Source organism: Janthinobacterium sp. GW821-FHT03C08 (genome assembly GCF_059420905.1).
On record NZ_JBWKUP010000001.1, the window covers coordinates 50,903 to 71,436 of the forward strand.

At 63.6% G+C, this 20,534-nt stretch carries 14 protein-coding genes; 5 read left to right on the forward strand and 9 right to left on the reverse strand.

Annotated elements, in window-relative coordinates; translation table 11 throughout:
• Window positions 1-41: 41 nt before the first annotated feature.
• Together AC07VL_RS00255 and AC07VL_RS00260 are read right to left on the reverse strand one after the other, a co-directional pair.
• Window positions 42-1,766: a dipeptidyl-peptidase 3 family protein gene (locus AC07VL_RS00255; protein ID WP_494804087.1), complete on the reverse strand. Its 1,725-nt coding sequence runs from the start codon at window positions 1,764-1,766 to the stop codon at window positions 42-44.
• A 110-nt stretch (window positions 1,767-1,876) separates the two neighbouring features.
• A complete protein-coding gene (locus tag AC07VL_RS00260; protein WP_494804088.1) occupies window positions 1,877-2,476 on the reverse strand; it encodes a short chain dehydrogenase in 600 nt (199 codons plus the stop codon).
• Window positions 2,477-2,588: 112 nt separating this feature from the next.
• Between AC07VL_RS00260 and AC07VL_RS00265 the strand changes: the two genes are divergently transcribed.
• Complete coding sequence (locus AC07VL_RS00265; RefSeq protein ID WP_494804089.1) at window positions 2,589-3,506, forward strand: LysR family transcriptional regulator; 918 nt, start codon at window positions 2,589-2,591, stop codon at window positions 3,504-3,506.
• Window positions 3,507-3,515: 9 nt separating this feature from the next.
• Here AC07VL_RS00265 and AC07VL_RS00270 read toward each other — a convergent pair whose 3' ends face one another.
• From AC07VL_RS00270 to AC07VL_RS00280, 3 genes are read right to left on the reverse strand one after another with little or no spacing between them, the layout of a single operon-like run.
• A complete protein-coding gene (locus AC07VL_RS00270) occupies window positions 3,516-4,994 on the reverse strand; it encodes an efflux transporter outer membrane subunit (protein WP_494804090.1) in 1,479 nt (492 codons plus the stop codon).
• Between the two features lie 50 nt (window positions 4,995-5,044).
• Window positions 5,045-6,643 (reverse strand): DHA2 family efflux MFS transporter permease subunit, encoded by a 1,599-nt coding sequence (locus tag AC07VL_RS00275; protein WP_494804091.1) that lies wholly within the window; start codon window positions 6,641-6,643, stop codon window positions 5,045-5,047.
• Window positions 6,644-6,649: 6 nt separating this feature from the next.
• Window positions 6,650-7,864 (reverse strand): HlyD family secretion protein, encoded by a 1,215-nt coding sequence (locus tag AC07VL_RS00280; RefSeq protein WP_494804092.1) that lies wholly within the window; start codon window positions 7,862-7,864, stop codon window positions 6,650-6,652.
• 145 nt (window positions 7,865-8,009) lie between these two features.
• On the opposite strand from AC07VL_RS00280, the gene AC07VL_RS00285 reads away from it, so the two are divergent.
• On the forward strand, window positions 8,010-8,741 hold the full coding sequence (locus AC07VL_RS00285) for a TetR/AcrR family transcriptional regulator (protein WP_494804093.1): 732 nt from the start codon (window positions 8,010-8,012) through the stop codon (window positions 8,739-8,741).
• 6 nt (window positions 8,742-8,747) lie between these two features.
• On the opposite strand, the gene AC07VL_RS00290 is transcribed toward AC07VL_RS00285, so the two are convergent.
• The 4 genes from AC07VL_RS00290 to aceE form a co-directional block, all read right to left on the reverse strand.
• On the reverse strand, window positions 8,748-9,932 hold the full coding sequence (locus AC07VL_RS00290; RefSeq protein WP_494804094.1) for a hypothetical protein: 1,185 nt from the start codon (window positions 9,930-9,932) through the stop codon (window positions 8,748-8,750).
• Between the two features lie 603 nt (window positions 9,933-10,535).
• On the reverse strand, window positions 10,536-12,308 hold the full coding sequence (gene lpdA, locus AC07VL_RS00295) for a dihydrolipoyl dehydrogenase (protein WP_494804095.1): 1,773 nt from the start codon (window positions 12,306-12,308) through the stop codon (window positions 10,536-10,538).
• A gap of 10 nt (window positions 12,309-12,318) precedes the next feature.
• Window positions 12,319-13,983: a dihydrolipoyllysine-residue acetyltransferase gene (gene aceF / locus AC07VL_RS00300; RefSeq protein ID WP_494804096.1), complete on the reverse strand. Its 1,665-nt coding sequence runs from the start codon at window positions 13,981-13,983 to the stop codon at window positions 12,319-12,321.
• Window positions 13,984-14,077: 94 nt separating this feature from the next.
• Window positions 14,078-16,774, reverse strand: coding sequence for a pyruvate dehydrogenase (acetyl-transferring), homodimeric type (gene aceE, locus AC07VL_RS00305; RefSeq protein ID WP_494804097.1), 2,697 nt, complete (start codon window positions 16,772-16,774; stop codon window positions 14,078-14,080).
• Window positions 16,775-16,938: 164 nt separating this feature from the next.
• Here aceE and AC07VL_RS00310 point away from each other — a divergent pair, with 164 nt between their 5' ends.
• From AC07VL_RS00310 to AC07VL_RS00320, 3 genes are all read left to right on the forward strand, one after another.
• Window positions 16,939-17,484 carry a hypothetical protein gene (locus tag AC07VL_RS00310; protein WP_494804098.1) on the forward strand — a complete coding sequence of 182 codons (546 nt, stop codon included), beginning with the start codon at window positions 16,939-16,941 and terminating at the stop codon, window positions 17,482-17,484.
• Window positions 17,485-17,571: 87 nt separating this feature from the next.
• Window positions 17,572-18,417 (forward strand): bifunctional methylenetetrahydrofolate dehydrogenase/methenyltetrahydrofolate cyclohydrolase FolD, encoded by an 846-nt coding sequence (gene folD, locus AC07VL_RS00315; RefSeq protein ID WP_494804099.1) that lies wholly within the window; start codon window positions 17,572-17,574, stop codon window positions 18,415-18,417.
• Window positions 18,418-18,464: 47 nt separating this feature from the next.
• Window positions 18,465-20,534 carry a M3 family metallopeptidase gene (locus tag AC07VL_RS00320; RefSeq protein ID WP_494804100.1) on the forward strand — a complete coding sequence of 690 codons (2,070 nt, stop codon included), beginning with the start codon at window positions 18,465-18,467 and terminating at the stop codon, window positions 20,532-20,534.

Consider the following 20,534-nt stretch of genomic DNA (forward strand, 5'->3'; position numbering starts at 1 on the left):
AAGGCACCGGCTTTTCACCTTGACAATCGCCAGGGCCGCGTTTATTTCTTCGCAGCTTGATCCAGCGCGCGCGCCGTGACGAATTCCGGACGGATATCGTTGGGCACGGCCTTCATCTTGTCGAGCGCCACCTGTACTTCAGGACGGATCACCACGTATTTCGTCATCAGGTCTTTCGCGCGCGCATAGTCGCCCGTCGCCTCGATGGTCAAAAATTCGCGGTCCAGGTCGATCACGGCCTGCTTGATCTTGCTGAAATCGACGCCGAACTTGCCGTCGCCCAGCGAGACAAAACCGCCCTTGTCGAGGATGTAGTTCATCTGGATGGCCATGCCACGCGCATGTGAATCCGTCAGGCCGAAATGCAGGGTGCGGAAGCCGGACGCAAGGAAGGTGTTGTACAGCTTGCGCTCGGCCGCCTCGCCCTGGCCCAGGGTGTCGTTGAGCTGCCCCTTGTCCATCATGTAGCGCAACGCGAACAGGCCCGTGATGTCGGCCTTGGCTTCCTCGATGGTGGAATACGCTTCCTTCAAGTCCTGGCGCGGCGTCGATGCCTTGCCGTCGACGGTGGTCGCGTGCGGGCCCAGGCCGTGCATGATTTCATGCGCCAGGATGTGCGTAAAGAAGGAATTGAAATCGACGTCCTGCTGCGCCTCGGGCGTGAGCACCAGCTTCGAGATCGGCGTCAGGGTGGCCTTGAACTTGGCTTCCTGCACGTTTTTCAGCATCACGCGCTTGGAGCCGCGCGCGCTGATGATGCGCTCGTCATTCGGCAAGTTGTAGGCGGCCGTCTGCACGGCCATGTTGCCGTCGCCGGCGCCATACACCTGGTTGACCACCACCATGGGCGCCAGCGCACCCACTTTCGGGTTGCGGTACCGGGCGTCGAGCGGCAGGTTGTCTTCCAGCTCCTGCATGTGCTTGGCGAAGAAGTTCAGCTTCTGCGTCTCGGCCTGGTCGCGGATGTTCACGTAGGCTTCGAACGCGGCCTTGTAGCCGAACAGTTCATCGTTGTACGTTTCATACGGGCCGATGGTGATGTCGACGGGCGCATCGAGGTCCATCCAGGCGAAATCGGAAGGCAGATAGTCGTTGTCGAGGAAAGCCTTGGCGCGCAGGGTGAGGAATTTCTTCAGCGATGCGTTGTCCGTGGCGGCCGCCGCCTCGTCGAGCAGTTTCGCCAATTGCTTCAGCTCCACCTTGTATTCGTCCGAATACTTGACGGTCTGATATTTCCCATCCTTGCCCGCGCGGATGGTCGTGAAGAACCATTGCGCCTGCTGCTTGTCTTCCGGCGACAAGCCATTCATCCACGCTTCCACGCTGGACTTGGTGGCGCCCTGCGGGTAGAAATTGCCCGCTTCCGGCTTGTGCGCGGGAATGGCGATGCCGGCGTAGCTGGCCGGCATGAAGGAGGCGTGGGCGTCGAGCACCGACCATGGCCCCTTGTTGATCCAGAAATAATTCAGACGGGCCTGGCCCAGGGCCGACTTGTCCTTCTTCAAGGCTGCCCACAGCGCTTCGTTGCCGGACCAGCGCTGGCGCAATTGCAGCACGTCGACCAGCTTGGCCGCTTCGACCAGCTTGGCGATGGCCTGGCGGTCGCCCGCGGACAGGTGGGTGGTATCGGCCGTCAGCGCGACGGGCGCATAGCGGGCGCTCATGGCCGTCAATTGGGCGGCGGTGGCCGGCGTGGCGGCCTGTGGCGCGGCGCAGGCGCTGCCGACGGCGGCGGCCATCAGCAGGGGAATCAGGATGTTTTTCATGGGGCCTCGGTTGTGGTTCACAGCAAGCAAGCGCCCCGCGCCATCACGGCGCGGCCGCTTCCTTGTTCAGCCTGCGATTGTCCCACCTGCCCCATGGCATGGCAAGCGGCTTACCAGACCTTGTATACCTGTCCCGTCTGCGCCCCTTCCACGCTGCGGCTATAGGCCAGCGCCACCCTGCTGGCGGCGACCGGCTCGAAGCCGTAGAAAAACGGGCCGTACGCTGCCAGCGATTCTTCCAGCACGGTCGGGCTGACGACATTGATGCGCACGCCGCGCTGCAATTCGATGGCGGCGCCCCGCACGAAGCCTTCCACGGCCGCATTCGTCATGCTGGCGGCCGCGCCGAAGCGGATAGGCTGCTCGGCCACGATGCCGCTGGTGAGCGTGATCGAGCCGCCGTCGTTCAGGTATTCCTGCGCCACCAGGGCCACGTTGACCTGGCCCATGAGTTTGCTCTCCAGGCCGACCTGGAACTGCTCGGGCGTGAACTCGGCCAGGGGGCCGAAATGCAGCTTGCCGGCCGTGACGACGACGGCATCGACCTTGCCGATACGCTTGAACAGGGCGCGCACCTGCGCGATGTCGCCCATGTCAGCCTGGTGCGTGCCGCTGCGGCTACCCACTTCGATGATTTCATGGCGTTGCGCCAGTTGGGCGGCGACGGCCGTGCCGATGGTGCCGCTGGCGCCGATGATGACGATTTTCATGCTGCTTCCTTGTGTGGGTTGAACGATGGAGCCAGTATGCGCCGCTTCCAAAAAGGAATAAATACGCTAGAATTTACAAGATTACTAATCTACAGTTTGCAATCGGGATGCCATGGATAAATTGCGCAGCATGGAGATTTTTGTCGCCGTCGTCGATGCGGGCAGTTTCACGGCCGCCGCCGAGGCGTTCCGGATTTCGCCCGTGATGGTGGGCAAGCACATCAAATACCTGGAAGAGCGGCTGGGCGCGCGGCTGCTGGCGCGCACCACGCGGCGGCAAAGCCTGACGGAAATCGGCCAGCAGTATGCGGAACAGTGCCGCCAGATCCTGGCCAGCATCCATGCGGCGGAACGGGGGGCGGAAGCCATGCGCGCGGCGCCGCGCGGCAAGCTGAAAATCACGGCGCCCGTGTCCTTCGGCAGCGAGTGCATCGCGCCGCTGATGGCCGACTACCTCGATGCGTATCCGGAAGTGAGCCTGGAATTGAACCTGAACGACAGGACGGTGGACCTGGTGGAAGAAGGGTTTGACGCGGCCATCCGCATCGGCAAGCTGGAGGATTCCGCCATGGTGGCGCGCGTGCTGCGGCCGTATGCGATGGTGATCTGCGCCGCGCCCGCCTACCTGGCCAGACACGGCACGCCGCGCACGCCGGCCGACCTGGCCCACCACGAATGCCTGGACTTCATGCAATGGACGCGCCACGTGCGCTGGCGCCTGGCCAGGAGCGGCGACGACGATGGCAGCCCCGTGCGCGAAAGCCGCTTCCGCTCGAACAATGGCCAGGCGCTGCGCGTGGCGGCCCTGCACGGCTTCGGCATCGTCATGCAGGCAGAGATCCTGATGGCTGGCGATATCGCCGCCGGCAGGCTGGTGCCGCTGCTGGCCGACTACGTGCCGGCGCCGCGCCCCATGCACCTCGTGTATGCGCGCGACCGCCAGCCCACGCCGAAGCTGACGACCTTCATCGATTTTCTGCTGGAACGCTACGGGCCGGCGGCGACACCGCCACCGGCCACGCTCACGTAATCGTCGTACTTAGTTGGCCTTTGCTGCGGGTGCCGACGCCAGCTTGGCCAGCTCGCCGTCCGGCTGCCAGCCGGCACCCAGCGAGCGGGCCACGGCGACCGTCGCCAGCAGGCGCTGGGTCTTGATCTGCGCGGCGGCGCGGTCCGCTGCCAGGGAACTGCGCTGCGCATCGGTGACGTCCAGGTAGGTCGAGATGCCCCGCTCGTAACGCGTGCGCGCCACCAGGTAGGCGCGCGCGGCGGCCGCCTGCGACAGCGCCTGGGCATCGCCCTGCAACTGGCGCTGCTCCACGTCGGACAAGGCGTCTTCCACTTCGCGCAAGGCCGTCAGCAGCTTCGTTTCGTGGTTCGCCAAGGCTTCCGCATAGCGCGCCTTGCTCAAGTCCAGGTTGGCCTGGTTGCGGCCACCGTCGAAGATGGGCAGGGACAGGGCCAGCGGGCCAAAGCTGAACTGGCGCGAGCCGCCCTGCGCCAGGTCGCGCAGCTTTTCCGAGGCGTAGCCGAAATTGCCCGTCAATTGCAGCGAGGGATAGAACGCGCCTTCGGCCACGCCCACCTGCGCGTTCGCCACGCGCAGGTTCGCCACGCTGGAGACAAGGTCCGGGCGGTGCGCCAGCAGGCTGGCGGGCAGGCCGACGGGGATGCTGGGCGGCAGCGGCAGGCTGGAAGGCTCGGCGGCCACCGGCAATTGCAGCGCCGACGGCGGCTTGCCCGTCAGGGTGGCCAGGCTGTTTTCCAGCTGGTTGCGCTGGCGCTTGACTTCGTGCAGGTCGGCCTGGGCGTTCGACAGCTCGACTTTCGCGCGCGCCAGGTCCAGCTCATTCGTCAGCCCTGCATTGAAGCGCGCCTCGACCAGGTCGGCCGATTCGCGGCGCGTATCGAGCGCGCCGTTCAGGATGGCCATTTCCGCATCCAGCCCGCGCAGCTGCCAGTAATTGCTGGCCACTTGCGCCGACAGCATCAGCAGCACGCCGTCGCGGTCCGCCTGCGCCGCCAGCGCCTGCGAGTCGGCCGCTTCGACCAGGCGTTTCACGCGGCCCAGCAAGTCCACTTCGTACGACATCGAGGCGCCGATGGAAAAATTGTTGCCGCTGATGGAGCGGTTGCCCAGGGCCAGGCCCTGCGAAGTGTTGGCCGAGGTGCGCGAGTTCGAGATGCCCGTGCTGGCGTCGACGCGCGGACCCTGGTTGGCGCGCGCCGTGCTGCTTTGCGCCAGCGCCTGCAGCAGGCGCTCGCCCGCCGCCTTCACGCTGGGGTTGTCCTGCAGCGCGCTTTGCTCGAGGCGGTCCAGGGTGGCGTCGCCGTAGATGCTCCACCACTGTTTCGGCAACTGCGCGGCATCCGCGGCAGCGGCGCCGTGGCGGAACGATGCGTTGTCGATGCCGGCCACGTTGGCCGGTGCCGTGAAATCCTGGCCCACGGTGCCGCAGGCGGAGAGCGCCACGGCCAGGGAAGCGGCCAGCGCGATTTTCGTCAATACTGTTTGCATGATGATTACCTTCTTGTTCTTGAGGTGCTGCACGTGCGGACTGTGCGCGGTCAATGACCGCCGCCACCGCCGCCGGGGGCTTTGAGTTTGTCGGCCAGCCACAGGGGCACGATGCAGGCCAGCAGGATGGCGCCGATGAGGAAGAAGCCATCGTTGTAGGCCATCACATACGCTTCGCGGCGCACGATGCCGTCGATCGCCTGCAAGGCCTGGTTGCCGGCCGTGACGGCGTCATAGCCCTTGGCCATGAACGAGGACGTCAGCTGGTCGATGCGCAGCTGCGTGGCGCTGGAATACGCATTGATCGCTTCACCCAGGCGCTGCGAGTGGAAGTGCTCGCGCGTGCTCAGGGCCGTGGCCAGCAGGGCGATGCCGATGGAGCCGCCCAGGTTGCGCGTCATGTTGAACAAGCTCGAGGCGGACGGCATGTCCTTCGGCGCGATGCCCTTCATGGCGAAGTTCGACAGGGTCAGCATGACGAAGGGCTGGCCCAGCGCGCGCACCACCTGCGACCACAGCAGCTGGTCGTAGCCGGTGGAGGCGTCCATGTAGGCATTCATCATGCACGAACCGCCGAACAGCAGCAGGCCGAACGAGCACAGGATGCGGTTGTCCACCTTTGATGACAGCTTGGCCACGAAGGGCATGATGAACAACTGCGGCAAGCCCACCCACATGATGACTTCACCGATCTGCATCGGCGAATAGCCGGCGATCTGGCCCAGGAACAGGGGCAGCAAAAAGGCCGAACCATACAGGCCCATGCCCGTCACGGCCGACAGCACGGTGGCAACCAGAAAGTTACGCTGGCCGTACAGGGCCAGGTTGACGAAGGGCTCGGCGCGCGTGGCGCTGGTGACGACCCAGCCCAGGATGCCCACCAGGGCCAGCGCGGCGAAGGTGATGATGAAGCCCGAGTCGAACCAGTCCTTCGAGTTGCCCTCTTCCAGGAAGATGGTCAGGCAGCCCAGGCCCAGGGCCATGAAGAAGATGCCCAGCCAGTCGGCCTTCCAGAACATCTCGAGCTTCATCGGCTCCTTGTCCAGGCCATAGATCATGCCGACGATCAGCAGCACGCCCGGCACCCAGTTGATGTAGAAGATAGACGGCCAGCCATACAGCTCGGACAGGTAGCCGCCCAGGGTCGGGCCCATGGCCGGCGCCAGGGTAGCCGTCAGGCCGAAGATGGCCATGCCGACGGCGCGCTTCGACGGCGGCAGCTTGAGCATCACCAGGGTAAAGGCCATGGGGATCAGGGCGCCCCCCGTAAACCCTTGCAGCATGCGGAAGACGATCATGCTTTCCAGGTTCCAGGCCGTGCCGCACAAGGTGGAGAACAGCAGGAAGAAAGCGGTGGTGCCGATCATGTAGGTGCGCAGTCCGAACACGCGCGCCAGCAGCGCGGTGAGGGGAATGACGATAATTTCCGCCACCAGGTAGGCCGTGGAAATCCACGAACCCTCTTCCTGGGTGGCCGACAGCGAGCCAAGGATATCCTTGAGCGAGGAGTTGGTGATCTGGATGTCGAGCACCGCCATGAAGGCGCCCAGCATGCCGGCAGCGACCGCCAGCCAGGTGCGCCCGGAGACTTTCTCGCTGATCACGGGAAACGCCGGCGTTGCCGCCGGTGTGGTGGAAGGGCTGCTCATGGAAGCTTAGCGAGCGGCAGTCTGCGCGGCTGGAACAGCTGGCGCGGCGGCGTGGCGCGGAGCCTTGTCCTGTGCCTGGGCCGACTCGGGCTGGTTGATTTCCACTTCGGCGATCACCGACATGCCCGGCACCAGGCGGCCATTCATGGCCTTGATGTCTTCCGGCTGGAAGACGATTTTCACGGGCACGCGCTGGACGATCTTGGTGAAGTTGCCGGTGGCGTTATCGGCCGGCAGCAGGGCGAACTGCGCGCCCGATGCAGGAGCGAAGCTGTCCACGGTACCCACCAGTTTCTTGCCCGGCATGGCGTCGATGCTCACGTGCACGCTCTGGCCGCGATGCAGGTCGGCCAGCTGCGTTTCCTTGAAGTTGGCGGTGACCCAGACGTTGTCCTGCACGATGGCCGTCAATTGCTGGCCAGGCTGCACGCGCATGCCCGTTTCCACGTTGCGCTTGCCGATGCGGCCGGCGACGGGCGCCAGGATGCGGTTGTACTGCAGTTGCTGTTCCGCGTCCTTCAACTGCACGCGCAGCACGGCCACTTGCGCCTTGGCCACGTCGCGCGCGGCTTGCGCGGCGCCGATCTGCGCCTTGGCTGCGGAGGCGCTGTCGCGGCGGGCGGCCAGGTCGGCCACGGCGCTCGAGCGGGCCGCGTTGGCCGCGTCCAGTTCCGCCTTCGAGACGGCTTTCATCTGGCTCGTGTACAGCTGGCCATAACGCTCCGCATCCTGTTTCGCGCGCAGCAGCTGCGCATCGGCCTGCGCCACTTGCGCCTGGGCGGCGCTGGCCTGCGCCTGTACTTGGGCGATCTGGGCGTCCGCCTGCAGCACTTGCTGCTCGGCGCTGGCGATCTGCGCGGCGATCTGCTCGGTTTTCACGCGCTGGTCGAACGGGTCGAGTTCGGCGATCACGTCGCCCTCATTCACGATTTGATTGTCGTCAATGAACACCTTGGTGACGACGCCGGAAATGCGCGCCGAGACGGGATGCACGTGACCGGCAACATAGGCGTTTTCCGTTTCCACGAAATAGTGGCTGCGGTACCACATGCGCGCACCGGCGCCCAGGGCGACGAGGACGATCAGGCCGGCGATGATTTTCACGCGGTTGTTCGGTGCGGCGGAGCTGGCAGGTGCGGCGGGCGTGGACGGTGCGGCCGGGGCCGCGGGAGGGACGGCGCTAAGCACTTTTTGTTCTGCTTGGCCAGGCTGGTTCGACATACTGCGCTCCGAAAATGAAATGATATCTGTTCATTATTGGACAAAGAAAAGCCAAAGTCAAGAAATGAAACGATTGCATTTCATTTTAATTTGCACTACAGTGTGAGCCATCACTCACCTTCCAACCTGTAAAGAGACCCCGACCATGCCCGATCCCGGCCTCAGCGACACCATGCCGACCGATAACCATGCCGACAACGGCACCGACAGCACCCAGGAACTGAGCTGCTGCGGCAAGGCGGCCGGCCGCCCGCGCGCGGCCGACATGGAGGCCCGCATGGAAAACCTGCTGCACACGGCCGGCTGCCTGTTTCTGGAAAAAGGGTATGGAAAAGTCAGCCTGGAAATGATCGCCCGGGAAGCCCATGTGGCCGTGCGCACGATCTATGTGAAATTTGGCGGCAAGTCCGGCCTGTTCAATGCCGTGGTGGAACAGCGCCGTTCCGCGTATTTCTCCACCATGCCGGCGCTGGAGACGGACATGCGCCCGCTGGCCACCATCCTGGGCGAATTCGGCTTGCTGTTCGTGCAACTGGTGACCATGCCGGCCGCCATCCGCCTGAACCGCATGGTGGTGGCCGAAGCGGCCACGCACCCGGATCTGGCGGAAACGTTCTACAAGGTGGGACCGGGGCAGACGCGCGAGTTGCTGACCCGCTTCTTCAGCCGGCCCGACATCGCGCCGCTGTTTCGCGCCGAGCTGCCGGCGTCCATGCTGGCGCTGCACCTGCTCAATTGCCTGCTCGGCGATCAGATGTCGCGCCTGCTGTTCCCGCCGCCGGCACAACCGGACGTGGCGCAACTGCGCGTCAAGGTGGCGGCCGGTCTCGATCTGTTCCTGCGCGGCACCCTGCGCCAGCCGCCATCGGCCGGCTAGGACGCATCAGCCAGGGCGGCTGCAGTCCTGCGGCATGGGTGCCGGCGCCGGCGCCGTTTCGCCGCGCTCGCCACCGAGGCCCAATGCGCGCAGGAATGGCTGGGCCGCCGACGCGCCATCAAAACTCAGTGAGGACTCACTGCCGTCGTAACGGTCGGGAGCATAGCGCATCAGGTCGAACGAGGTTTCAAAGCGCTGCGCCAGGAAATAGGTGCGGAAATAATCGAAGGCAAACGCCACCTGGCCATCGGCCTGCAGCAGCAAGCCATGGCGGTACAGGGGCGCCAGCCAGTCCGCGACCGGCAAGCCCCAGCCTTTCACGGCGCAATAATCACTGGTAAAACGTTCGAGCTGCGCCTGCTCCATGAACAGGGTCTTGGCTTCGAACATGACGAACGCCAGTTCGATGAGGAATTCCCGCGCATCGGCCGCGCCGCCAGTGGCAAGCCGCGGCGGCGCCCCCGCCCTGCCCAGCAAGCCATCGAAATAGACAGGCTCACCCGCCAGTTGCGGCAACAGGGTGGCGAACACATATTCCGCATCCATCTGCCCCGTTTCCTGGCCATTTGGCGTGTACAGCACCGACAGGGCAAAGTTCCTGCTGACTTCATCGAATTCGCGCAAGGCCACCGTCCACTGAGTGGCCGGCGCATCGCCATCGGCCGCTGCGGCGCCGAACTCCAGCACGGCATACGCGGCCATCTGGCCATGTGCACCGTACAGGCTGCCAGGATTGCTTTTGAACAAAATTCCCAGCGACTTCATCAGCGAACTGGCGTCGCCCGTATGCTGGTGGCCATGGAAGACGGCGTGGATATTCTTGTAGCGCGCGCGCTGCTCCGCGCCCGCGTGCTCATCGGCGGCAAAGAAGCTGAAGCCGGCGCTGCCCAGCGTCGCGCCGGCAACACCCTGCACGCGGCTGCCCGGCACCAGGTAGAAACGCGCGCCGGGTACGCTGGCGGCCTGCAGCAACGGACGCAAAAAGTATTCGTAGACGTAGACTGGCGTCGTCTCGGCGCAGGCATCGGCTGCCACCAGCTGGCCCGTGAAGAAAATCGCATCGATCTGCCTGCCCGTTGCCAGAATGGCAGCCACATCCTGATACAAGGCGTGCAGCCGCACGGCCTGCTCTTGCTCATCCGCCCGGCGCAAGCGGACATCGGAGATATGGAGGGCGGTAAATTTTTTCATTGTTGCAAAACTTTCACAGTACAGCCGAACTTGACCGGACACTGGCAACGTTCAGGGAAAAATCACACCCCGGGTCAAGCGTGAGCGAAACATGGTTACAGACCTCCATTCTGCCACTTTTTCCATGCGGCAATACTCACCAATTTTCACATGACACCGCCGCGCCACGTTTTACTATCCTGAAGGCAAGGAAAACGAAAAAAACCGCGAACGCGTCCACGTTTTTTGTACTGAAAGTTAATTTCTTGTCAGCGAACAGCGCTTGCGCGGCGGCGGCAAGTCCGTGCACACGCCTTCGTACCACTTCGGCCGTGCTTTTGCCAACCTGCCGATCGATTCACCCAGGGTTGGGTGCGGGTGGCGGCAGATGCCAATAAAACCCCCGCGATCGCTCGCGGGTTTTTAAGTGTGACAAGATACGGCTACAACATCAGCGCTTGGCGGTGGCGGCAAGTCCGTGCACACGCCTTCGTACACTTCGGCCGTGCTTTTGCCAACCTGCCGATCGATTCACCCAGGGTTGGGTGCGGGTGGCGGCAGATGCCAATAAAAAACCCGCGATCGCTCGCGGGTTTTTAAGTGTGACAAGATACGGCTACAACATCAGCGCTTGCGCGGTGGCGGCAAGTCCGTGCACACGCCTTCGTACACTTCGGCGGCCATGCCGATCGACTCGCCCAGGGTCGGGTGAGGATGGATGGTCTTGCCGATATCGGTGCCGTCGCAGCCCATTTCGATGGCCAGGGCGATTTCGCCGATCATGTCGCCCGCATGCGTGCCGACGATGGTGCCGCCGATGATGCGGTGCGTTTCCGCGTCGAACAGCAGCTTGGTGAAGCCTTCGGCGCGGCCGTTGGCCACGGCGCGACCGGAAGCGGCCCACGGGAAGTGGCCCTTCTCGACCTTGATGCCCTTGGCTTTCGCCTCGTCTTCCGTGATGCCGGCCCATGCCACTTCCGGGTCCGTGTAGGCGACCGACGGGATCACCTTGACGTCGAAGTGCGACTTCTGGCCGGCGGCCGCTTCGGCGGCCACGTGGGCTTCATGCACGGCCTTGTGCGCCAGCATCGGCTGGCCCACCAGGTCGCCGATGGCGAAAATGTTGGGCACGTTGGTGCGCATCTGGCTGTCGACGTTGATGAAGCCGCGGTCCGTCACTTGCACGCCGGCCTTGTCGGCGGCGATCTTCTTGCCGTTCGGACTGCGGCCCACGGCGACGAGCACCAGGTCGTAGACTTGCGGCGCCGGTGCCGTGGCACCCGCTTCGGCCGCTTCGAACGTGACCTTGATGCCTTCCGGCAGCGCTTCCACCGCGACCGTCTTGGTCTTGGTCATGATGTTGTCGAAGCGTTTTTCATTGAACTTCTGCCACACCTTGACGGCGTCGCGGTCCGCGCCCTGCATCAGGCCATCCATCATTTCGACCACGTCGATGCGCGCGCCGAAGGTCGAGTAGACAGTCGCCATTTCCAGGCCGATGATGCCGCCGCCGATGACCAGCATGCGTTTCGGGATCTGGCGCAATTCCAGCGCGCCCGTCGAATCGACGATGCGCGGGTCTTCCGGCACGAAGGGCAGCTTCACCACGGACGAACCGGCCGCGATGATGGCCTGCTTGAACTGCACGACTTTTTTCGAGCCGTCGCCAGCCGTCACTTCGATGTGGTTCGCGCTGAGGAACTGGCCCACGCCGGTGACGACTTGCGTCTTGCGCGCCTTGGCCATGCCGGCCAGGCCGCCCGTCATGTTCGAGATGACGCCTTCCTTGTACTTGCGTACCTGGTCGATATCAATGGTCGGCTTGGCAAACGTCACGCCCGTATTCGACATGTGCGCCGTTTCGTCGATGACGGAAGCGACGTGCAGCAGCGCCTTCGACGGGATGCAGCCCACGTTCAGGCACACGCCGCCCAGGGTGGCATAACGTTCGACGATGACCGTCGACATGCCCAGGTCGGCCGCGCGGAACGCCGCCGAATAGCCGCCAGGACCGCCGCCCAGCACCATCATGTCGACGTCGATGTCGACCTGGCCGCTGTAATTGCCGGCCGGGATGGCGGCGACAGGTGCCGCCGGGGCCGCAGCCGGAGCTGCAACTGGTGCAGGAGCGGCCGCAGGAGCGACAGCGGCCGCGCCTTCGGCTGCTTCCACCACCAGCAGCGCGCTGCCTTCGGCGATCTTGTCGCCAACCTTGACTTTCAATTCCTTGACGACGCCGGCGTGGGTCGATGGAATCTCCATGCTGGCCTTGTCCGATTCGACCGTGATTAGGGACTGGTCCACCTTGATGGTGTCGCCCACCTTGACCATCAGTTCGATGACTTCGACTTCCTTGAAGTCGCCGATATTCGGTACTTTTACCTCTACTGTGCTCATCAATCGCTCCTTACAGCAGAATTTTGCGCATGTCGGCCAGGACTTCGCCGAGGTACACGGAGAATCGCGCACCCATCGCGCCATCGACCACGCGGTGGTCGTACGACAGCGACGTGCCCATCATCAAACGCGGCTGGAAGGCCTTGCCATCCCATACCGGCTTGATCGAGGCTTTCGACAAGCCCAGGATGGCCACTTCCGGCGCATTGACGATAGGCGTGAAGTGCGTGCCGCCGATGCCGCCCAGGGACGAGATCGTGAAGCTGGCGCCCTGCATGTCGGCCGGTTTCAGCTTGCCTTCGCGCGCCTGCAGCGACAGTTCCGTCATTTCGCGGGCGATCTGCGAAACCGACTTCTGGTCCGCGCCCTTGATCACGGGGACCACCAGGCCATTCGGCGTGTCGGCCGCGAAGCCGATGTTGTAGTACTGCTTGAGAATCAGGTTCTCGCCCTTGGCATCCAGGGAAGCGTTAAACGCGGGGAACTTCTTCAGCGCGGCGACGGAAGCCTTGATCACAAAGGCGAGCATGGTCAGCTTGGCCGCATCCTTGTTCTTCGCATTGGCCGCGTTGGTGTCGACGCGGAACGCTTCCAGGTCCGTCACGTCCGCTTCGTCGAACTGCGTGACGTGCGGGATCATGACCCAGTTGCGGTGCAAATTCGGACCCGAGATTTTCTTGATGCGCGACAGCGGCAGCAATTCGGTCGCGCCGAACTTGCTGAAGTCCAGCGACGGCCATGGCAGCAAGTCCAGGCCCACGCCGGAACCGCCTTTGGCAGCGGCTGGCGCATTTGGCGCGGCGACGGCGCCCGACATCACGCCCTTGACGAAGTTCTGCACGTCTTCCTGGGTGATGCGGCCCTTCGGACCGGAACCGCCAACCAGCGCCAGTTCCACGCCCAGTTCGCGCGCGAACTTGCGGATCGATGGCGACGCGTGCGCCAGCTTGCCATTCACGGCAGGGGCGGCGGCAGGTGCCGGGGCAGCCGCGGCGACCGGCGCCGAAGCGACGGCGGCGGCAGGTGCGGCGGCAGCTTGCGCTGGCGCGGCGTCTGGGGCGGCAGCGGCAGGAGCGGCAGCGCCACCGGTCGTTTCCACGACCAGCACCAGCGAGCCCTTGGCGACCTTGTCGCCGACCTTGACCTTCAATTCCTTGACGACACCGGCGTGGCTCGATGGGATTTCCATGCTGGCCTTGTCCGATTCGACCGTCAGCAGCGACTGGTCGACCTTGATCGTGTCGCCCACCTTGACCATCAGTTCGATGACTTCGACTTCCTTGAAGTCGCCGATGTCGGGCACGGTCACGTCGACCAGGGCCGGCGCGCCGGCAGGGGCGGCGGGTGCCGGTGCGGCCGCGGGGGCGGCGGCAGGCGCAGGTGCTGCAGCGGCTGGTGCCGGTGCGGCCGCAGGGGCAGCCGTGGCCGACGCGTCGTCCGCCACTTCCAGCAGCAGGACCAGCGAGCCTTCGGCGATCTTGTCGCCCACGTTGACCTTCAATTCCTTGACGACACCGGCGTGGCTCGATGGAATTTCCATGCTGGCCTTGTCCGATTCGACGGTGATGAGGGACTGGTCGACCTTGACCGTGTCGCCTGGCTTGACCATCAGTTCAATGATCTCGACTTCCTTGAAATCGCCGATATCCGGGACTTTGACTTCCACAATGCTCATAGCTTGCTCCGTTATTTTATTTGTCAGATGGACCCGCACACACGCCAGGGCGGCACTTTCGCACCGCCCTGGCATCATCGGGTCCGCACAACGATTACTGGGTCACCGGATTCGGTTTGTTCGCGTCGATGCCGTACTTGGCGATCGCCTGCTCCACCACCGACACGTCGATCTTGCCTTCGTCAGCCAGCGATTTGAGCGCGGCGACGGTGACATAATAACGGTTCACTTCGAAGAACTCGCGCAGCTTGGCGCGGCTGTCCGAGCGGCCAAAGCCATCGGTGCCCAGCACTTTATAAGTGCGGCCCTTCGGCATGAAGGCGCGGATCTGTTCTGCAAACGCGCGCATGTAGTCGGTCGTGGCGACGATCGGGCCGTCGGTATCTTTCAACAGCGACGTCACGTAAGGCACGCGCTGCTCTTTCGACGGGTTGACCATGTTCCAGCGTTCCGCATCCTGGCCATCGCGGGCCACCAGGGTCAGCGACGGCGCCGACCACACGTCCGCAGCCACGCCCCAGTCGTTTTCCAGCAGTTCGGCAGCGAAGATCGATTCACGCAGGATGGTGCCGCAACCGATCAGCTGTACGCGCAGCTTGGCGTCAGCCTTGCCTTCCTGCAGCTTGTACATGCCTTTCAGGATGCCTTCTTCCTGGCCTGGCTTGATGCCTGGCTGGGCGTAGTTTTCGTTCATGATCGTGATGTAGTAGAACACATCTTCCTGGTTGGCGATCATGCGGCGCAGGCCGTCCTGGATGATGACGGCGACTTCATGGCTGAAGGTCGGATCGTACGGCATGCAGGTCGGGATGGTCGCGGCGAAGATATGGCTGTGGCCATCTTCGTGCTGCAAGCCTTCGCCGTTCAGGGTCGTGCGGCCAGCCGTGCCGCCCATCAGGAAGCCGCGGGCGCGCATGTCGGCCGAAGCCCATACCTGGTCGCCGATGCGCTGGAAGCCGAACATCGAGTAGAAGGTGTAGAACGGGATCATGATGCGGTCGTTGGTCGAGTACGACGTCGCCGCGGCGATCCACGAGCTCATGCCGCCCGCTTCGTTGATGCCTTCCTGCAGGATCTGGCCGGCCTTGTCTTCGCGGTAGTACATGACCTGGTCCTTGTCGACCGGCTCGTACAACTGGCCTTTCGGGTTGTAGATGCCGATCTGGCGGAACAGGCCTTCCATGCCGAAGGTACGCGATTCATCGACCAGGATAGGCACGACGCGCTGGCCCAGGTTCGGGTCTTTCAGCAGGGTCGAGATGACGCGCACGAAAGCTTGCGTGGTCGAGATTTCACGGCCTTCAGGCGTCGCTTCCAGCACGTTCTTGAAGGCGTCCAGCGCAGGCACGGGCAGGGTTTCTTCCGCTTTCTGGCGGCGCTGCGGCAGGTAGCCGCCCAGGGCCTTGCGGCGCTCGTGCAGGTAGATCATTTCCGGCGCGTCGTCGGCAGGCTTGAAGAACGGGATATCGGCCAGCTTGTCGTCCGGGATCGGCAGCGAGAAGCGGTCGCGCATTTCGCGGATGGCCTCGTCGTCCAGTTTTTTCGTCTGGTGCGCCGTGTTGCGCGCTTCGCCCGACTTGCCCATGCCGTAGCCCTTGATGGTTTTCACCAGCAGGACGGTAGGCTGGCCCTTGTGTTCCTGGGCGATCTTGAAGGCCGCGTGGATCTTGTGCGGATCGTGGCCGCCACGGGTCAGGCGCCAGATGTCGTCGTCCGTCATGTTGGCAACCATTTCCAGCAGCTTCGGATGCTTGCCGAAGAAGTGCTTGCGCACGTAGGCGCCATCCTTGGCCTTGTAGTTCTGGTATTCGCCGTCGACGGTGTCCATCATCACTTGCTGCAGGATGCCATCCTTGTCCTGTGCCAGCAGGGCGTCCCAGCCCGGGCCCCAGATGACCTTGACGACGTTCCAGCCGGCGCCGCGGAATTCGCCTTCCAGTTCCTGGATGATCTTGGTGTTGCCGCGCACGGGGCCGTCCAGGCGCTGCAGGTTGCAGTTGACCACGATGACCAGGTTGTCGAGCATGTCGCGCGCGGCCAGGCCGATCGCGCCCAGCGATTCCGGCTCGTCCATCTCGCCGTCGCCGCAGAAGGCCCAGACCTTGCGGTTGTCGGTCTTGGCGATGCCGCGTGCGTGCAGGTATTTCAGGAAACGCGCCTGGTAGATCGCCATGTGCGGGCCCAGGCCCATCGACACGGTCGGGAACTGCCAGAAGTCAGGCATCAGCTTCGGATGCGGGTACGAGGACAGGCCCTTGCCGTCGACTTCCTTGCGGAAGTTCAGCATTTGCTCTTCCGTCAGGCGGCCTTCGAGGAAGGCGCGCGCGTAGACGCCGGGCGAGGAGTGGCCCTGGATGTACAGCAGGTCGCCGCCGTGGTCGGCCGTCGGCGCGTGCCAGAAGTGGTTGAAGCCGATGCCCAGCATGTTCGCCAGCGAGGCGAACGAGGACAGGTGGCCGCCCAGGTCGCCGTCGGCGCGGTTGGCCTTGACCACCATGGCCATGGCGTTCCAGCGCATCCACGAGCGCAGGCGCTCTTCGTATTCCAGGTTGCCGGGGCAGTGTGCTTCTTGTTTGGTGGGGATGGTATTGACGTAGGCGGTGGTGCTGGAGAACGGGATCTGGGCGCCGCGGCGGCGGGCCAGGTCCACCAGGCGCTCCATCAGGTAGTGCGCGCGTTCCGGACCTTCATTTTCCAGCACGGCTTCGAGCGCGTCCAGCCACTCCTTGGTTTCCTGCATATCCGGGTCGGTGCCGATCTGTGTCGTTACCTGGTTCAGTTGAGCTGACATCTGTTGAGTCTCCTTTGTGAGCGCCCCACCCCGATTTTCCGGATCGCTGTCGGACGGTATTTCGCTGATTATTTACTATTAAGTCGGTTTAGTGTGGGGATTCTAACAGCGTATTTAGTATTTTTCAAATTACGATATAGCATTTCATATCATGAAATCGCCCTATGAAATTTATGCTGCACTGCCGCAAATTCTGCCTGGAAATTAGGGTGAGCAGAGTGGCAAATAGCGGCGAAACCGGAAAACTTGCATGCCCTGGCCGCCCCTGCTCTACGAGCACATCAGCAAACCGAATTAAAACCCCAGTCGTCCGCACAGGCATATCGGGCCAAGCGGGCCTGAAAAATGTCGAGGGCAAGGCGCGGCGACGCAGACAGTACGCCAGTACGGCAAGGAGCTGCAACGCCGCCATCGGCATTTTCTCAGGCTCGCGTCTCCGGCCCGCTTTTATGCCGGGCCAGACGGGCCTGAAAAATGTCAAGGGCAAGGCGCGGCGACACAGACAGTACGCCAGTACGGCAAGGCGCTGCAACGCCGCCATCGGCATTTTCTCAGGCCCGCGTCTCCGGCCCGCTTTTATGCCGGGCCAGGCGGGCCTGAAAAATGTCAAGGGCAAGGCGCGGCGACACAGACAGTACGCCAGTACGGCAAGGAGCTGCAACGCCGCCATCGGCATTTTCTCAGGCCCGCGTCTCTGGCCCGCTTTTTAACATAACGGCTTGGCGCCAAAACCGCCCCTTTGCGCCGCCCGGCTTTATAATCTGTCTTTTCCTTCCCACACAGCCCCCCCCCCTACCATGCCAGCACAACTGATCGACGGAATCGCCCTCTCCCAAAAACTGCGCAGCGAGATCGCCACGCGCGCCGCCGCCCTCACGGCCAAGGGCACCCAGCCCGGCCTGGCCGTGATCCTCGTCGGCGAAGACCCGGCCAGCCAGGTCTATGTCCGCAACAAGGTCAAGGCTTGCGGCGACGTGGGTTTCCACTCCGTGCTGGAAAAATATGAAGCGGACCTGTCCGAAGCGGACTTGCTGGCACGCATCGCCAGCCTGAACACGGATCCCGCCATCCACGGCATCCTCGTGCAGATGCCCCTGCCCAAGCACATCAACCCGCACAAGGTCATCGAAGCGATCGCCACGACGAAAGACGTGGACGGCTATTCCGTCCTGAGCGCCGGCGAACTGATGACAGGCTTGCCCGGCTTCCGCCCATGCACGCCATATGGCTGCATGAAGCTGATCGAAAGCACGGGCGTGGACTTGCGCGGCAAGCACGCCGTCGTCATCGGCCGCAGCAACACCGTCGGCAAGCCGATGGCCCTGCTGCTCTTGCAAGCAAACGCTACCGTCACCATCTGCCATAGTGCAACCCCGGATCTGGGCCTGTACACGCGCCAGGCGGACGTGGTCGTGGCCGCCGTCGGCCGCCGCAACACCCTGACGGCCGACATGGTCAAGCCAGGCGCCATCGTCATCGACGTGGGCATGAACCGCGACGATGACGGCAAGCTGTGCGGCGACGTGGACTTTGCCAGCGTGAAAGAAATCGCGTCGCACATCACCCCTGTGCCGGGTGGCGTGGGGCCGATGACGATCACCATGTTGCTCATGAATACCGTCGAGGCCGCAGAGCGCGTGTAACAAAACCAGGGCGGCATGACCGCCCCTTTTAATATATGGAACTGACGATGACCACCAACCCCCTGCTTGATTTTTCCGGCCTGCCACGCTTCGACGCGATCACGCACGAGCACGTCACGCCCGCCATCGATACCCTGCTGGAGCAGGCGCGCGCCACGGTGGCGCGCCTCGAAGCGCCCATGGAAGAAGTGAGCTGGGACAATTTCGTCACGCCCCTGGACCAGATAGACGAAACCCTGGGCCGCGCCTGGAGCATCGTCAACCATCTGAACAGCGTGGTCGACACGCCCGAGCTGCGCGCCGCCTACAATACAAACGAATCCAAATTGACGGAATTCTGGACCAAACTGGAGCAGAATACGATCCTCTTCGGCAAATACAAACAGCTTCAGGCCGGCGCCGGCTTTGCCAGCCTGTCGCCCGCGCGCCGGCGCATCGTCGACAATGCCGTGCGCGACTTCCGCCTGGGCGGCGCCGAGTTACCCGAGGACAAGAAAGAGCGCTTTGGCGCCATCCAAGAAGAACACGCGGCCGTCTCGACGCGTTTTTCCGAAAACGTGCTCGACGCCACCAATGACTATAAATTGCTGGTCGAGAACGAAGCCGAGCTCGTCGGCTTGCCCGACGACGTGAAGGCCGCCGCGCGCGCCGCTGCCGAGAAAGCGGGCAAGCCAGGCTATGAATTCTCGCTGCACTTCCCCTCGTATTACCCGATCCTGCAGTTTGCCGACAACCGCGCCCTGCGCGCAACCATCTACCGCGCCAACGCCACCAAGGCGTCGGACCAGGGCGATGTCTTCAGCAAGAAGGACGAGTGGGACAATACGCAGAACATCGTCACCCTGTTGCGCCTGCGCGACGAAGAGGCAAAGCTGCTGGGTTACGCCAATTTCGCCGAAGTCTCGCTCGTCTCCAAGATGGCCACCTCGCCCGCGCAAGTCATCGCCTTCCTGGAAGACCTGGCCAAGCGCGCGCGCCCGTTCGCCGAAAAGGACCTTGCCGAGCTGAAACAATTCGCCAAGGAAGAACTGGGCCTGGACGAGCTGCAGGCGTGGGACGTGCCGTATGCCTCCGAAAAGCTGCAGGAGCGCCGCTACGCGTTCTCGGCCCAGGAAGTGAAGCAATATTTCCCTGAGCATAAGGTGATCGATGGCCTGTTCCGCCAGATCCAGAACCTGTTCGCGGTCGAGATCAAACTGGATACGGCGCCCGTCTGGCATCCGGACGTGCGCTTCTACCGCATCGAGCGCGACGGCCAGCTGGTGGGCCAGTTCTACCTGGACCTGTATGCGCGCGCGGGAAAAAGCGGCGGCGCCTGGATGGACGACGCGCGGGGCCGCCGCGCCGACGCCAGCCACGTGCAGACGCCGATCGCTTATCTGACGTGCAACTTCACGCCGCCGGCCGTGGTCGATGGCCAGGCCCAGCCGGCCCTGTTTACCCACGATGAAGTCATTACCCTGTTCCACGAGTTCGGCCATGGCTTGCACCACATGCTGACGGTGGTCGACGAACTGGGCGTGTCGGGCATCGCCGGCGTCGAATGGGATGCCGTCGAACTGCCGTCGCAATTCATGGAAAATTTCTGCTGGGAATGGGAAGTGCTCGAACACATGACGGCCCATGCCGTCACGGGCGAGCCGCTGCCGCGCGCGCTGTACGACAAGATGCTGGCTGCCAAGAATTTCCAGTCCGGTCTGCAAACCCTGCGCCAGGTGGAGTTCTCCCTGCTCGACATGCATCTGCACTATGACTACGACGCGGCGTCGGGCCAGAGCGTGCAGCAGCTGATCGACGGCGTGCGCGCCAAGTTCGCGCTGATCATCCCGCCCGCCTTCAACCGCTTCCAGAATTCCTTCGGGCATATCTTCTCCGGCGGCTACGCGGCCGGCTACTACAGCTACAAATGGGCCGAGGTGCTGTCCGCCGACGCCTATGCAGCCTTCGAGGAAGCCCGTGCACTGGGACCGGCCGCCACCACGGCGGCGGGCAAGCGTTACCTGGAGGAAATCCTGTCCGTCGGCGGCTCGCGCCCCGCGCTCGAATCGTTCACGGCCTTCCGCGGCCGCGAGCCGTCCATCGACGCCCTGCTGCGCCACAGCGGCATGGCCGCCTGA

What these genes read in the sequence shown, in the direction of transcription:
- AC07VL_RS00255 (WP_494804087.1), bottom strand. Translation starts at nt 1,766, where the DNA reads ATGAAAAACATCCTGATTCCCCTGCTGATGGCCGCCGCCGTCGGCAGC.
- AC07VL_RS00260 (WP_494804088.1), bottom strand. Translation starts at nt 2,476, where the DNA reads ATGAAAATCGTCATCATCGGCGCCAGCGGCACCATCGGCACGGCCGTC.
- AC07VL_RS00265 (WP_494804089.1), top strand. Translation starts at nt 2,589, where the DNA reads ATGGATAAATTGCGCAGCATGGAGATTTTTGTCGCCGTCGTCGATGCG.
- AC07VL_RS00270 (WP_494804090.1), bottom strand. Translation starts at nt 4,994, where the DNA reads ATGCAAACAGTATTGACGAAAATCGCGCTGGCCGCTTCCCTGGCCGTG.
- AC07VL_RS00275 (WP_494804091.1), bottom strand. Translation starts at nt 6,643, where the DNA reads ATGAGCAGCCCTTCCACCACACCGGCGGCAACGCCGGCGTTTCCCGTG.
- AC07VL_RS00280 (WP_494804092.1), bottom strand. Translation starts at nt 7,864, where the DNA reads ATGTCGAACCAGCCTGGCCAAGCAGAACAAAAAGTGCTTAGCGCCGTC.
- AC07VL_RS00285 (WP_494804093.1), top strand. Translation starts at nt 8,010, where the DNA reads ATGCCCGATCCCGGCCTCAGCGACACCATGCCGACCGATAACCATGCC.
- AC07VL_RS00290 (WP_494804094.1), bottom strand. Translation starts at nt 9,932, where the DNA reads ATGAAAAAATTTACCGCCCTCCATATCTCCGATGTCCGCTTGCGCCGG.
- lpdA (WP_494804095.1), bottom strand. Translation starts at nt 12,308, where the DNA reads ATGAGCACAGTAGAGGTAAAAGTACCGAATATCGGCGACTTCAAGGAA.
- aceF (WP_494804096.1), bottom strand. Translation starts at nt 13,983, where the DNA reads ATGAGCATTGTGGAAGTCAAAGTCCCGGATATCGGCGATTTCAAGGAA.
- aceE (WP_494804097.1), bottom strand. Translation starts at nt 16,774, where the DNA reads ATGTCAGCTCAACTGAACCAGGTAACGACACAGATCGGCACCGACCCG.
- AC07VL_RS00310 (WP_494804098.1), top strand. Translation starts at nt 16,939, where the DNA reads ATGAAATTTATGCTGCACTGCCGCAAATTCTGCCTGGAAATTAGGGTG.
- folD (WP_494804099.1), top strand. Translation starts at nt 17,572, where the DNA reads ATGCCAGCACAACTGATCGACGGAATCGCCCTCTCCCAAAAACTGCGC.
- AC07VL_RS00320 (WP_494804100.1), top strand. Translation starts at nt 18,465, where the DNA reads ATGACCACCAACCCCCTGCTTGATTTTTCCGGCCTGCCACGCTTCGAC.